We start from the raw sequence: 14,018 nt of genomic DNA, 5'->3' as shown, positions 1-14,018 counted from the left end.
TGTGCAGAGCTATTGCCGGCGCCTCCGGCAAGTAAAACAAAACTACTTCGGAAGCTTATGCTTAAGTTTTGTGCGAAGCGAAGACTTGCCGGAGCTCCCGGCAAGCCGGGAGCCGTCGGTTTATTTGACGAACAGCTCCAAGTACACCGCGGTCAGAAACACGTTCAGAATCGCCACCGGCAGCAGCACCTTCCAGCCGAGTCCCATGAGCTGGTCGATTCGAATCCGCGGCAGGGTCGCCCTGATCCAGAACAAGAAGAAGACGATCGACGTGAATTTCAGCAGGAACCAGATCAGCCCCGGCACCCAGTCGAGGAACGGAAACGGCGCATGCCAGCCGCCCAGGAAGAGCACCGTCGTCAGCGCCGCAATGGCGTAAACGTACACATACTCCGTGAGCATGAAGAAGGCGAAGCGAAAACCGCTGTATTCGACATGATAACCGGCGACAAGCTCGGATTCCGCTTCCGGCAAGTCAAACGGCGTCCGGTTCAATTCCGACACCGCTGCAATGATGAAGACGACGAAACCGATGATTTGCGGCAGGAAGTTCCATTGCCAGAACCAATCGCCCTGCTGGTCTGCGATGGTTCGCAGGTTGAGCGAGCCCGACAGCATAATGACGCCGACGACGGAAATGACGAGCGGCACCTCATAGCTGATCATCTGCGCGGCGGAGCGCATGCCTCCGAGCAGCGCGTACTTGTTGTTCGACGACCAGCCGCCCAAGATGATCGCGATCGTCGAGATCCCTGACAAGGCGACATAGTAGAGCAGCCCCACGTTGATATCGGCAAAATACAGCTTCTGCGTATACGGGATGACCGCCAGCACCGCAAAGGCAGGCACGTATGCTAGCGCCGGGGCCAGAATGAACAATGCCCGGTCCGCCTTGCGGGGAATCGTATCTTCTTTGATCAGCAGCTTCGTGATATCCGCGACCGATTGGAGCAGCCCCCATGGGCCGACACGGTTCGGACCGATCCGATACTGCATCCAGCCGATGACCTTCCGTTCGAAGAATATCGCGTACGTTACGAAACCGAGAACGACCAGGAGCAGAATGACGCCCCACAGAAAGAACAAGAGCGCGTGGCCCCAGGTCAGCGTTTCGTCAAGCCAAGCTCCCATCAGCAGTCGACCTCCCCGACGACAATATCGATGCCGCCCAGAATCGTAATGAGGTTCGTCATCGTTTCGCCGACGAGCAGCTTCGGCAGAATTTGCAGATTAACGAACGACGGACGGCGGAACTTCAGGCGATACGGCTCCGCTTTGCCTTTGGATACGATATGGCAGCCGATCTCGCCGCGCGGCGACTCGATGCCGACATACAGCTCGCCGGCCGGCGGCCGGATAACGCGCGGCACTTTGCCCATGACGTCGCCGGGACCCGGGAACTGTGCGACCGCCTGCTTCAGAATACGAAGCGATTGGCGGATTTCCTCCATCCGGACGTTGTACCGGTCGAAGCAGTCGCCGTTATGGCCGAGCGGCACGTCGAATTCGAAGCGGTCGTACAAGCTGTATGGCTTGCTCCGGCGAAGATCCCAATTCACGCCCGTGGAACGCAGGTTCGCGCCCGACAAGCCGAAGTTGATCGCGGTCTCCGCATCGTAACGGCCCACCCCTTGAATCCGGGCGAGGAAAATCTCATTGCCGCTGACGAGATTGTGGTACTCGGCCAGTTTGCCTTCCATATAAGGAATGAAATCGCGCACCTGCTCGATCCATCCGGGCGGAGCGTCCCATTTCACGCCGCCGACGCGCATGTAATTGTACGTCAATCTTGCGCCGCACAGCTCGTTGAACAGATTAATGATGATTTCGCGGTCTCGGAAAGCGAATAGAAATGGACTCATCGCCCCGATGTCCAGCAGGTACGTGCCCCACCAGACGAGATGGCTCGCGATGCGCTGCAGCTCCATGACGATCAGCCGCATGAATTCCGCCCGCTCCGGCACCTCGAGGCCCATCATTTTCTCGACGGCGTGGCAGAGCGCATAGTTGGTCGTCATCGCGGACACGTAATCCATTCGGTCGGTATACGGAATGATCTGCGTATAGTTCAAATCCTCCGCAAGCTTCTCCGTCCCCCGGTGAAGGTAACCCATAACCGGTATCGCCTCAGTAATCACTTCGCCGTCGAGCTTGACGATAATGCGAAAAACGCCATGCGTACTGGGATGCTGCGGGCCGACGTTAAGCAGCAGTTCTTCGGTTCGAATCACGGCTCATCACACCTCCAGGTCCAGCGGTTCGTAATCTTTGCGCAGCGGATAGCCGACCCAATTGTCCGGCATCATAATGCGCCGCAGATCGGGATGGCCGGGAAAATCAATGCCTAGCAAGTCGTAAATCTCGCGCTCGTTCCAATTCGCCGTCTCCCAGACCGGGACGACGGAAGGCACAGAAGCCGCTTCGCGATTCGTCTTCACTTTGACGGTGATCTCCTGGCCGGATTGCAGGGAGACCAGGTGGTAAACCACTTCCAGATGCGTCTCGTAATCGACGCCGGATAGATTGCGCATATAATTCATCTGCAGCTTGGCATGCGTCTTCAGCAGCTGGGATGTCGCAAGCAAATGCTCGCCGCGTATGATCAAGGTCGGCCTATGGCCGTCCAATTCGTTAATGTAGGCTTCTTCGATGGCGTCTCCGGACACCGCCGTGCGGATAAGCTCCGCCGCGAGATCCAGCTGCGGCTGCATCGGGGACGGCGGCTTCGGCTCCGCGGGAGCAGCGGCTTCGCCTTCGGCCGCAGCTTTGGCGGCGGCTCGGGCCGCTCGGGCTTCCGCGGCCGCCTTCACCTTCGCTTCCTTCTCGGGATCGACCGCGGGCGCTTCGCCGCTGGGCGCGGCTGCATCCGCTGCGGACGCTCCGCCCTCGGCGGCGGCTTTGGCCGCGGCTCGGGCCGCTCGCGCTTCCGCGGCCGCCTTCAGCTTCGCTTCGCGCTCGGGATCGACCGCTGGCGCTTCGCCGCTTGGCGCGGCTGTTCCCGCTGCGGGCGCCTCGCCCTCGGCGGCGGCTTTGGCCGCGGCGCGGGCCGCTCGCGCTTCCGCGGCCGCTTTCAGCTTCGCTTCGCGCTCGGGGTCGACCGCGGGCGCCTCGCCGCTTGGCGCGGTTGCATCCGCCGCGGACGCTCCGCCGCTTGGCGAAGTTGCTTCCGCCGCAGGAGGAGCAGCGCCTGATGCGGCAGCATCAGCAGCAGCCGGACCGGCGCCTTGTTCGGGCTCCCCAATTAGCGGTGCAGCATCTGACGAAGCGGCCGGCGTGCTGGCGCCGTCTGCTTTCGGTGAAGCATCCGTCACTTCGGACGGCACGGGCTCGCCTTCCGGCTGAACCGTGGCCGAACTTTCATTCGCAGCAGAATCACCTGCAGCAGGCTCGGATGATTCCGGCGCAGGCGGCTGGCCGGACTCCTTCTCTTTGTCGTCGCTCATCTGTCCGTCACCCGCTTCCCGGTTTTCGCTTCGTAGCGGATTTTCTCCTGCAGTTTATTGATGCCATAGATGAGTGCCGCGGGGTTGGGCGGACAGCCCGGTATGTACACATCGACGGGAACGATCTGGTCGACGCCTTTCATGACGGCGTACGATTTGACGTACGGCCCGCCAGCGGTAGCGCAGGAACCCATGGCAATGACCCATTTGGGCTCGGGCATTTGGTCATACAGCCGGCGAAGCAGCGGACCCATCTTCTTCGTGACGGTTCCCGCGACGATCATCACGTCGGACTGACGCGGCGACGTACGGAACATAACGCCGAAACGGTCCAGATCATAGTGCGAAGCGCCTGTCCCCATCATCTCGATGGCGCAGCAGGCCAGTCCGAATGTCAGCGGCCACAGCGAATTGCTGCGGGCCCATGCCTTGAGCTGCTCCAGCGTGCCCATGAACACGTTGCGTTCCAGCTCTTGTCTCTCTTCAGGGGTAATCGACTCTAAATTGAATTCCATTTCAGCACCTTCTTCTTCCAGGCGTAGAGTAGACCGATCAATAAAAGTCCCGTAAAGATTGCCATCTCAACAAGCACAAAAAGGCCGAGCTTCTTATACGCAACGGCCCACGGATATAGGAAAACGGTTTCGACATCAAAGACGACAAACATGAGCGCAAACAAGTAGTAGCGCACGTTGAAGCGGACCTGCCCCTCTCCGACGGGCTCGTTGCCGCTCTCGTAGGTCGTTTTTTTCTCTTCGTTCGGCTTATGGGGCCGAAGCAGCCGTCCAACGGCCAACGCGACTACCGGAAGCAAAATCCCGAGTAAAATGAAGATTGCCACAATAACGTAATTGTTGATGTACTTCTCCACAACTTTTCGCCTCCACGGTTGGAAATCTATAGGGCGTAATACGTACGGTGAGCATGGACAAAATTCCCTCACAATTATAACAAAAGCTACCACTTGCGTCTATGACCGAGTTGAATACGCTTCCTCGCCCACTGATCAGTTATGCCCAAGTCCCTCCGACTTAAGAACGCCTCCGTTTGAAAAGGATATGCAGGATGAGCCCCGAAAAGTTGTGGCAATTCTGTCAACATCTCCGGAAACGCAAAAAACTCCCCTTCCGGCAAGCGAAAGAGAAGTGATTTATCGGCCCAGGCCAACGCCGCCAAACCTGTCTATATGGCCGTCGGCGTATCTTTTCCAGTCGTTGATTCCGGTCCGTTCGCCTGACTCTGCGCCATCGCATCGGAAGCGACGGCTTCTGCTACGCTGTCCTGCGTGGCGTTCGCATCATCATCCTTCGCCTTCGCGGAGGCCAAGGATGCAACCTTCTTCTGCCTGGCGATGAGAACGAAGACGAACACGTAATACAGCCAATAACAGATGAATTCTTCCAATGAAGGATCCTCGGAGTAACCGAGGAAGGCTTTCAAGAACACGCCGATTTGACCGTGAAACACCGGATGATGCCCGGTATCGCGGATGTAGTTCGCTTCGTCGATCGGATGCTCCGGGAGGAGCCAAGTCAAGTCGTACATCGCCGCGATTTGGCCGCCCGGCGTCTTATACGCGCTGCCGATAACGTTCAGATCCTGCATGACGCCGACCGCTTGAACCAGCAGGCCCGCGGCGATCATGATGAGGAACACGCTCGTCACTTTGAAGAAGGTGCCGAGCGCAATCCGCTTGCTGCCTTTGAAGACGAGCAGACCGAGCACCCCCGCCGCAGCTAGGCCCGCGAGCGCGCCCCAGCTTTGCAGCGACTTCGAGATATCGCCGGAAGAGATCGCCGCGAAGAAGAAGACGGTCTCCACGCCTTCGCGCAGCGTAACGAGAAAAGAGTGCACGATCATATTGATCGCGCCCCCGGCCGTAAGTATGAGTGCCACTTTGGTCTGCAGCTTGCTTCGCATTTCGCGGTTCTGCTTGCTCATGAACATGATCATATGGGTCAATAACCCTGCCGATACGATCAAGATGCCGATCCGTAAGTAATCCTTGCTGCCCATGGTCGCGTATCCGTCCAGCACGTTCTGGAACAGCATCGCAACCCCCAGGCTAGCCGCGATCGCAAGCGAGACGCCGACCCACACGTACTTGTTCCATTTCGACTGTCCGATCCGGTTCAAATACGTAATGATGATGCCGACGATCAGAATCGCTTCGAACGCTTCCCGAAACATAATAAGAAATGCCTGCACGTTCATGGTGAATGCTCACTCCCTAACCTTAAACCTTGTTCGGAGGCCTCTGACTTAACTTTCGGTTACAGCAGCCCTTTGCGCCGTGCCCAATAGACAGCCCCGCCGCCGATAACGATAACGCCGGCAATGACGCCGACCGTAATAGCGGGATTCGTCTTGGTCTCATGGGCCATCGCCGCATGCTGCTTGGTGCCGTCAATGGTGTCGGGCTCAGCTTCTTGAACGGCCGCATCCGGATTTTTCGAGTCACCCGTCCCCGTGTTAGCGTTTCCCGCATTGCCTGCGGACGCTTCGGGCGTATAGGGGAACAACGGTTTGAGCGCGCCGTAGATTTGGTTCACGGCAGCCTTGAGCGCCTTCTCGTCGGCTTCCTTCTTCCCTACGCCGAACAAGCCGGGATTGCCGATCGCCTCCAGGGCGGCATCGAAATCGGCCGACAATCCGTCCAGATCCTCCTTGGACAGCTTCGATTCCGCATAGGGGGCAAGCGTTTCATACGTTGCGCGGGCTTTGGCCAGCAGCAGCTTCGCTTGCGTATAATCGTTGACGCTCTGAATGGCATTGTCGAACCGGCGGTCCAAATTCATGACGAGCATGGCTTTATAATTGGCGATCGTGACCTCTGCATTCTGGGACTTCATATTCGCGTCCAAGGTAGCCGCTACTTCTTCGCCGAAATGGGAGGCGAACTCGTCACGCCTTTCCTTATGGGCGGCTTCGGCCGTTTTCCAGTCGGCCGGCGATTTGCCGAGCGCGGATACGACGATTTTGAACGTTTCCGCTACATCTTCCGTATTGGCGTCCCCGTATGAGTACGCCCCTGCGCTAGCTGGCGCTATAGCGATAAAAATCGCCACGAACAGCATCGCGGCCTTGAACAACATGCGCATGATTGCAGATCACCTTTTCCTGTCATCTTGCTTCCCGGCGAGACGCATCTATCGCGTTCGCACGATAATAACGATAATCATTTTCAATTGGTGTGTCAATAGGTTCATAACGGCCTCCGGGCCCGATTGTAAGCGTGTGAACAATTCGCGTAAAATCCTCTTCGGTTCATGGACGGGCGGCGGGCTCAGCGGCTGCCGCCGATCCATTCATACAGCGTGATGTCGTGGTAGACCGGCTCGAATAACGGATCGCTGCCGTATACGGCGATCGGTTTCACTTGCGCTTGCAATGATCCGACCTGCGCCTCGAAGCCTTTCAGCACATGGTCGGTCAGCAGCACCGTCGCTCCCGGATCCGCTTGGACGTCCGCGATGAAGTAGCTGTACGTTTCGATGCGGCGGCTCGTCACCGGGACGCGAAGGTAGTCCAGGACGCGCGTCTCTTCATAGGTGTAGACGACGAAACGGCTGTTCGGGTGGGCCGCCGCCAGTTCGCCCAGCCCTTCCGCGAGCTGGTAGACCGCCGGCGGCTCGTCGGCCTGCCGCGCGACGAGCGCGCTGCCCTGCGCGGCTTGCAGCGCGATCACGCCGGCGGCGATCATCGCGCATGCGATCCGCAGCGCGCGGCGGATGCGCTCGCCGCGCGGGTTCGCGCCGGCGCCGGGGTCTGCCGGCGCGGACGGGCGCCGCTGCGCAGCAGCGTCTTCGCCTGGCCCGCCGGCGAAGGGGCGCGGCAGGCCGCGCTGGCGGCGCTGCCGCGCAGAGCAGCGCAAGCAGCAGCCACATCACGCCGATGAGTGGCGTGATGTGGCGCGGCTTGTCGATGTTCTGCGCCAGCAGCGCCCAGGCGCCGTAGGCGCCGGCGAGCGCGGCGAGCGCCACCGGCAGGCCCGGGCGGCGAAGCCACGCCGCCGCCCGGGCCGCGGGCCGCGAGCCCGCGCTCGCGCTGCCGCGGGGCGAGCGGAGCGCCGCCCCCGCGGAGAGCACGGCGGCGAACAGCAGCCCCGCCGCCGCAGCGAACAGTGCCGTGGACCGGGCGAACATGCCGGTCCACAGCACGTTGTCGCCTGCGAAGCGCAGCGCGCGCTCCGCAAAAGGCATATCATCGGCGGCGGAAGCGACGCCGCCGCCCCACTGGCTGAAATGGCCTTCCGTGAAGGCCGCGGCCAGCTTCAGAAACCCGCGCACATTGCCCTCGCTCAGAACAAGGGCGCCCAGCCACAGCAATTGAAACGCACCCGCAAGCACAACGAACAGCGCCAGACGCGGCCAGACGCGCTTTCGTGCAAGCCGCCAATCGGCGGCGCCCAGGCCAAACAGCCAGAGCAGCCCCAGTCCGAAGGGGGCGAACGAGAGACGCACGCCCATCAGCAGCCCGAAGAGAAACAAAGCAAGCGCCATGCGCTCCCACGACCGTCTCTCCATCGCCCGCTGCCAGGTCCACAAGTACCACCACAAGACGGCGATGCCCGCAGCCTCCGACATCGGCCGGACCGATTGCAGCCATAGATAGGGCGAGGTCAGAACCAGCAGTACGACGACCAGCGACCATAGCGGCGACAGGCGGCGGCGCGACAAGCGCCAAATCGGAAATGCCGCTGCCGCGCCGAGCACGATATTCAGCGACTCGTAGGCGCGGACAGGGTCGCCGACGAAACGGCGCATCGCCATGGCGCCCATCACGAAGTACGGATAGCCCGGGAAATGCGGCTGCATCGCCAGCAGATCGAATCGGTCCAGCGCCAATACGAAATCCACCTCGTCCCAGCTTGCGGCAAACGGGCTTCGATGAGCCCAGCAATACGCCGCCCACAGCAGGACGCAGCAAACAGCCGCAATCGGCGAAGCCTTCCGGGCGAGCATATCGCCAGTGTGCATATCCCTACGCTCCCTTCGGCGCCCTGCCCTACGGACGAACATACCGCCGGCCTGCTTGCCCATCCGCTCCCTGCGGAGCTCCTTCCTCCGGACGAGCATACCGACAGCCCGATTACCCATAGCGCTGCTTGCTCTCTCCCTGCGGCGCGCTGCCTGCCGGCGTCGCGGCATAGGCGGCCTGAGGCACAGCCGCCCGCGGAACCCGCTCGCGCTCCGCAGCCGGCCGCCGCATCTCTCTCCATATAGCAGGCAGCACGTTGCCGACGTATTTGCGGAACTTAATGAACGACTGCCCATGCACCCGAACTTGATACGTAATCGGCACTTCCTCCATCACGAAGCCTTGGCGCACCAGATTAAGCGTCAGCACCTGCGCGTAATTATAATCATGGATAATGTCCGCGCAATCCATCGCTTCCCGCGAGAAGCCGCGCATGCCCGACTGTCCGTCCCATATCATGCGGCGCAGCAGTATCGCTTGCAGCATGGTGAAACAGATGTTTCCGAGACGCCGATGCAGCTTCATGCCGCGAATCGTTCCTTTGAACCGCGAGCCCATCGTATAATCCGCCCGTCCTTCCCGAATAGGCGCAATGACCTCCGGAATCTCTTCGGCCGGGTATTCATTGTCCGCGTCGATCATCAGCCCGATGTCGGCGCCCAGCCGCACGCAGCCCGCCAGCCCTTCGCGCACCGCGGCGCCAAGTCCCCGGTTCTCCTTGAAGGACACCACATGGTCGGCGCCCGCCCGCAAAGCTTCTTCGACGGTGCCGTCCGCGGATCCGTCATCGATGACCAATACCTCGACCGTCCAATTCCTACCCATTTCCCGGGGAATACGTTCGATCACCTGTCCAATATTCCGTTCTTCATTGTGGGCGGGCAGGAACACGACCAGCTTCCTCTTCTTCATCACATTCAACTTCTTTCCACTGCGTTTCATTCGAATGCATCCGTCAGCACCGGGCCTCTGCTATGGCTCGGCAGCGGCGTTCCCAGCAAGTAGCTGAGCGTCGGTGCGACCGACACGAGGGAGTGCTTCGCATCCACCTTCACGCCTGAGCGCACGTCCGGACCGTACAGGAAGAACGGCACGTAACGCTCCCCTTCGTCCAGATGCCCGTGTCCGCCGATGCCGTCGGCCTGTCCGTGATCCGCGCATACGATGAACGTTGCGTTATCCGCATCTCCCCGTTCCGCGAGCCAGCCAACGAACTCCGCGATCAGCGCATCCGCTTCTTCGATTTTTTGCCGGTATTCGTCGTACAAGGCGCCCATGCTGTGCCCCGTCTGGTCTGTCGCAATGAACTGCACGACCAGCAGATCGGGATCCTGCTCCGCCATGATGAGCTTCGCCCGCTCCATGATGTTGCGATCCGCCTTATCGTTATGCATGACGGCCGTGACGCTCTCCACGTCGTCGCCCATGGAATCAATCAGATGGGCGATGCCGAGCAGGCGGCCGCGTTTGCCGACTTTACGCAGGCTGTCGAAGATCGATTCGACCTTGATGCCGAGCTTCCATACCATATTGGACGTTATGCCATGCTCGCGCGGATAGGTGCCCGTGAACATGGACGAGAAGCAGACGACCGTTCGTGCCGGATAGACGGTCTCCATCTGCGTGTATTCCGTGCCTTCCGCCCGCCATTTCTTAAGGAAAGGCGCGTTCGCTTCCTCGAACCGGTCCTTCCTCATGCCGTCGATCACCAGCACGAACACTTTGCCGTCCTGCGTTCTCGCAGGCACCGCCGCCGGTACCGTATACCCTGCGATTTCTTTCGGCTTCCAGTCGAATAAATAACGGTGCAGCACCCATGCATAGATCGCGGTTCCGATCAGAAACCAAACGTACGTCCCCCATCCGAAATCGCTCGTCTCCAAGGAAGTCCCCGCCCACTTCGCGCCAGCCGTATCGACGACGAACAGCAATAACAGAAATTTCGGCAGCTGCTCTTGCGCGTTGCCGCTCGTCGAATCGCTGTTCTTCAGCACCAGTTTCCAGAACCGCTTGAAGTTCCACCACGACGTGCCGATGCGGAGATGATAATAGAACGTTCCCCAGAAGTAGATCGTAAAGAACAGGAACAGTCCGATGCCAAGCGCGTACATGCCCAAATCGAGCGCCGTATCCCGCCACAGCAATAACGCGGCAACGACCGGGAACCATAAATAATTGCGCAGAAACAAAGGGAAATCATAATAAAAGTATAGCGCGAACAACGGCAGGGCAGCCAGCAGGCCGAGCGCGAAACGCTCCCAGAAGCCCCCGTCCCCCCATTGATTCATATGATAGAGCGCATATACGCTGATCGTGAATATCGGCGTGAACGGCTTCCCCTCGTTCAATAAATTCCAGCAGCGCGCCGCTACGATTTCAAATCCCGACGCTTTCTTCATTCGCCTTGCCCCTCTTTCTTTCGCAGCCGAAGCCAGCTTCGCATTTCACTCCAAGTTACGGCCGACATCGCAAGCGATATCGCTCCCGTTAGAAAAGCAAACATAAATTTATACCCATGCGATAATAACGCTGCCGTGTACGCAGCGCTTCCGGCGATGCCAAGCACGCCAAGCGATGCCGTCATCGTCGTCTCGTACGTTCCGATGCCGCCCGGCGTAATATGAAAGATCTGTCCGGCGATCGTCATCCCGGTCACCCATATCGCTTGCAGCGGACCGACGGATAAACCAAGCACGCGGACGACGCCATAGAGCACCGCGCCCTCCAATAGCCAGCAAGCCAGCGTTAGCAAAGCCGCAGCCGCGCCTCGGCCCGACGCAAGCGTCGTCCTTAAATGCTCGTAATGCCGCAGCAGTATCGCTTTATCCCGTTCTGCTCGTCTTATGCGGCTTGTCTGCACGCCATCCCGTTCCGCTTCAGGCAATGAGGAATCGGAGAGGCTGTCTGCAAGCATTGACGTTTCCAGCTCCCGTGTCGCTTCCGTTCGTCTTTCGGAACGCTCCCGTAGCCGCAGCCGCTCCAGCCCCCGCCAGCAAACAGCGGAAACGAGCAGCGCACCTCCGAGCACGGCCATATACAACGGGGAAGCCTCGAGTCCAAGCACAAGCGCGCCGGAGGACCCAATGAGCAGCAAGGATGCCATATCCAGCACCCGCATCGCGGCTACGGAATGCAGCGCATCATCCCAGCGGATCGACGTGCTCCGCACAAGCAGCCCTGATCTTGCCAGGTCCCCTGCCTTCACGGGCAGCACATGGTTAACCAGCAGACTCACGAACAACGGATGGATATATCTCGCTAAGGGATCGATCGTCTCCCGCCCGGCATATAACCGCCAAGACAGCGCCTTCAGCCAGAACGACAGCCCGTAGCCAGCGGTCATAAGAACGAGCATGCCGGGCGAATGCAGCAGCCGCATCGCGGCTTCGCCGATCAATTCCCCTTTGAACCAACGCATCGTAATCCAGACGAAGAAAGCAGCCAAGACGAGCCCGCCTAAGGGAATGCCTATTTTTCTCATCATTCTATCCTGCCGTTTCAGCCATTCTCGTCGTCAATAGTGAGAATTGTTATCATTCAGTATAGAGTCATAACTTGTATGCGTCAAACCATTTCCGCATACGGCCGCAAGACTGCGCTGCAGCGCGCATATGCCCGTTTCCTCTCCGTCTCTCCAGCTCTATATTTCATTCGAAAACCGGGTATTTATACCTAGTAATAGCATTATTTACTGGGATATACTTACAGTAAATATCGCGATTATAGATTTTTGTTCACTGTAACTTATTACAATCTTCTATTTACAAAAACAATGCCAATGATTAAAAATGGAATTGTAAGCGCTTTATATATGGTTGTTCCAGCTTGCCAGCCTTACATTCGAGAGGAGAGACTCATGAAATGATGCAACGTACGCGCCATGGTTTATTATCGCTTGTCCTCGCTTTCTCCGTATTATTCGGCTCCTTCTGCGCACCATCCTCCACCAGCGCGGCGTTCGGCGATCGGATTACGGTCAGCGGGACGAATTTCTATGCCGGGGGCAAGCAGATCTTCCTCAACGGCGCCAATACGCCTTGGAATAGCTGGAACGATTTCGGCGGCAGCTTCGACTATTCCTGGTGGGACAACCACTTCCAAACGCTGCATGACAACGGCATTAACTCCACACGCGTTTGGATTACGTGCAACGGCGAAGTCGGCATTACCATCGATAGCTCCGGCCAAGTTACCGGCGCGACGACCGCGCACTGGAACAACCTCGACAGCCTGTTCCAAATTGCGCAAAGCCATGGCGTTTACATTCTGGCGACGCTCATGTCCTTCGACCATATGAATAATTCGCATGCCAATTATAACAGCTGGCGCAATATGCTCCTGAGCGACGCGAACATCGATTCTTATGTCGCCAACTATCTGATTCCGTTTGTTAACCGCTACAAGAACAATCCCTATCTCTTTGCGATCGACTTGATGAACGAGCCGGACTGGGTCTACGAGGATGCGGCGAACGGGCAGCTTTCCTGGGATCGCCTGCAAACGTATTTTGCCAAGACTGCAGTCGCCATTCATCAGAACAGCAGCATTTTGACGACGGTTGGTCTCGGGATGGTGAAATACAACAGCGCCACGCAATCCGGCTCGACCGGCAATAAAGTCAGCGATGCCGCTCTGCAGGCCAAAGTAAGCAGCACGCTAGCCAAGCTCGACTTCTACTCGCCGCACTACTACGGCTGGCAGGATCCTTACTTCGGCATCCCGTTCTACGAGACGCCGACCCAGTATGGCATCGTGCACGATAGGCCTGTCATCATTGGCGAGTCGCCCGCAATCGGCTCGACGAACCATACCATCACGGATGATTTCGCGAATGCTTACACGAACGGCTATGCAGGCGTTATGCCTTGGACGTCCAACGGCGTAGACAGCAACGGCAGCATCACCAATTTGGGGCCGGCAACGAAAGCGTTCCGCGATGCCCACTACTCGCTCGTTTTCCCGCCTGCAACGAACGATACGGCAAAGTTCAATTTCGAGAACAATCAGCTTCAAAGCTTCAAGAGCATTACAAGCGGTCTGACGGTAGCCTCGAGCTATGATCGAGCCTATGCAGGCAGTTACGCCATGAAGATGAGCGTAGTCAGCACGGCATCCGGCCCCTACTCCGCGCAGCTCGACAATCCTAGCGGCATCAGCGCGAACAGCACGCTCACCTTCCGCGTCTGGGTACCTAGCGGCGCCGCCATTACTTCTATTCAGCCTTATGTCCAAGGCAATAACTGGACCTGGTACGGCAATTACCAAGCCTATACGGGATTGACGAAGAACGCCTGGAATACCATTGCTGTTACGATTCCTTCGACAGCTACCGTTCCGGTCAAAAACATCGGAATCGAGCTTGTCACATCCGGCGCGTGGACAGGAAGCATCTACGTAGACAGCATCAATTAATCTTCGCGAAGCCTCCAACGCCTGACTCTTGCAGGTTTTGGAGGTTTTTTTTGCACATTTTGGCGAGCAAATCTCATTACAATCTTCTATTTACAAACCTTCGGCAATCATCAAAAATGGAAATGTAAGTGCTTTATATTTCAGCTTACCGGATAGGAGTGAGGTTCAGTTCCCAAATCTGTT

At 58.4% G+C, this 14,018-nt stretch carries 12 protein-coding genes; 1 reads left to right on the top strand and 11 read right to left on the bottom strand.

Annotated elements, in window-relative coordinates:
• Positions 1 to 120: 120 nt before the first annotated feature.
• The 11 genes from nuoH to GZH47_RS18155 all read right to left on the bottom strand — a co-directional run bounded on the left by nuoH (position 121) and on the right by GZH47_RS18155 (position 11,907).
• Entirely contained in the window at positions 121 to 1,131 is a 1,011-nt protein-coding gene (gene nuoH, locus GZH47_RS18205; RefSeq protein ID WP_162642411.1) for an NADH-quinone oxidoreductase subunit NuoH, read from the bottom strand.
• Positions 1,131 to 2,231: an NADH-quinone oxidoreductase subunit D gene (locus tag GZH47_RS18200; protein WP_162642410.1), complete on the bottom strand. Its 1,101-nt coding sequence runs from the start codon at positions 2,229 to 2,231 to the stop codon at positions 1,131 to 1,133. Before GZH47_RS18200 ends, nuoH begins: the two co-directional genes overlap by 1 nt.
• Before the next feature lie 6 nt (positions 2,232 to 2,237).
• A complete protein-coding gene (locus GZH47_RS18195) occupies positions 2,238 to 3,443 on the bottom strand; it encodes an NADH-quinone oxidoreductase subunit C (protein WP_162642409.1) in 1,206 nt (401 codons plus the stop codon).
• Positions 3,440 to 3,958: a NuoB/complex I 20 kDa subunit family protein gene (locus GZH47_RS18190; RefSeq protein WP_162642408.1), complete on the bottom strand. Its 519-nt coding sequence runs from the start codon at positions 3,956 to 3,958 to the stop codon at positions 3,440 to 3,442. Before GZH47_RS18190 ends, GZH47_RS18195 begins: the two co-directional genes overlap by 4 nt.
• Positions 3,943 to 4,314 carry an NADH-quinone oxidoreductase subunit A gene (locus GZH47_RS18185; RefSeq protein WP_162642407.1) on the bottom strand — a complete coding sequence of 124 codons (372 nt, stop codon included), beginning with the start codon at positions 4,312 to 4,314 and terminating at the stop codon, positions 3,943 to 3,945. The genes GZH47_RS18190 and GZH47_RS18185 overlap by 16 nt, the downstream gene beginning before the upstream one ends.
• Positions 4,315 to 4,625: 311 nt before the next feature.
• A complete protein-coding gene (locus GZH47_RS18180; RefSeq protein ID WP_162642406.1) occupies positions 4,626 to 5,657 on the bottom strand; it encodes an FTR1 family iron permease in 1,032 nt (343 codons plus the stop codon).
• A 59-nt stretch (positions 5,658 to 5,716) separates the two neighbouring features.
• Positions 5,717 to 6,544 carry a hypothetical protein gene (locus GZH47_RS18175; protein ID WP_162642405.1) on the bottom strand — a complete coding sequence of 276 codons (828 nt, stop codon included), beginning with the start codon at positions 6,542 to 6,544 and terminating at the stop codon, positions 5,717 to 5,719.
• 444 nt (positions 6,545 to 6,988) lie between these two features.
• Positions 6,989 to 8,422, bottom strand: coding sequence for a glycosyltransferase family 39 protein (locus tag GZH47_RS18170; protein ID WP_162642404.1), 1,434 nt, complete (start codon positions 8,420 to 8,422; stop codon positions 6,989 to 6,991).
• 112 nt (positions 8,423 to 8,534) lie between these two features.
• On the bottom strand, positions 8,535 to 9,335 hold the full coding sequence (locus GZH47_RS18165) for a glycosyltransferase family 2 protein (protein ID WP_162645314.1): 801 nt from the start codon (positions 9,333 to 9,335) through the stop codon (positions 8,535 to 8,537).
• 26 nt (positions 9,336 to 9,361) lie between these two features.
• Positions 9,362 to 10,822 carry an alkaline phosphatase family protein gene (locus GZH47_RS18160; protein WP_162642403.1) on the bottom strand — a complete coding sequence of 487 codons (1,461 nt, stop codon included), beginning with the start codon at positions 10,820 to 10,822 and terminating at the stop codon, positions 9,362 to 9,364.
• Positions 10,819 to 11,907: a lysylphosphatidylglycerol synthase transmembrane domain-containing protein gene (locus GZH47_RS18155; protein ID WP_162642402.1), complete on the bottom strand. Its 1,089-nt coding sequence runs from the start codon at positions 11,905 to 11,907 to the stop codon at positions 10,819 to 10,821. Before GZH47_RS18155 ends, GZH47_RS18160 begins: the two co-directional genes overlap by 4 nt.
• A 377-nt stretch (positions 11,908 to 12,284) precedes the next feature.
• Here GZH47_RS18155 and GZH47_RS18150 point away from each other — a divergent pair, with 377 nt between their 5' ends.
• Positions 12,285 to 13,835: a glycoside hydrolase 5 family protein gene (locus GZH47_RS18150; protein WP_162642401.1), complete on the top strand. Its 1,551-nt coding sequence runs from the start codon at positions 12,285 to 12,287 to the stop codon at positions 13,833 to 13,835.
• The last annotated feature ends 183 nt before the right edge of the window (positions 13,836 to 14,018 follow it).

Source organism: Paenibacillus rhizovicinus, assembly GCF_010365285.1.
In the GTDB taxonomy this organism is placed as follows: Bacteria; Bacillota; Bacilli; order Paenibacillales; family Paenibacillaceae; genus Paenibacillus_Z; species Paenibacillus_Z rhizovicinus.
The sequence above is the reverse complement of the archived record's forward strand: the minus strand, read 5'-3'. Positions and strand labels throughout refer to the sequence as shown.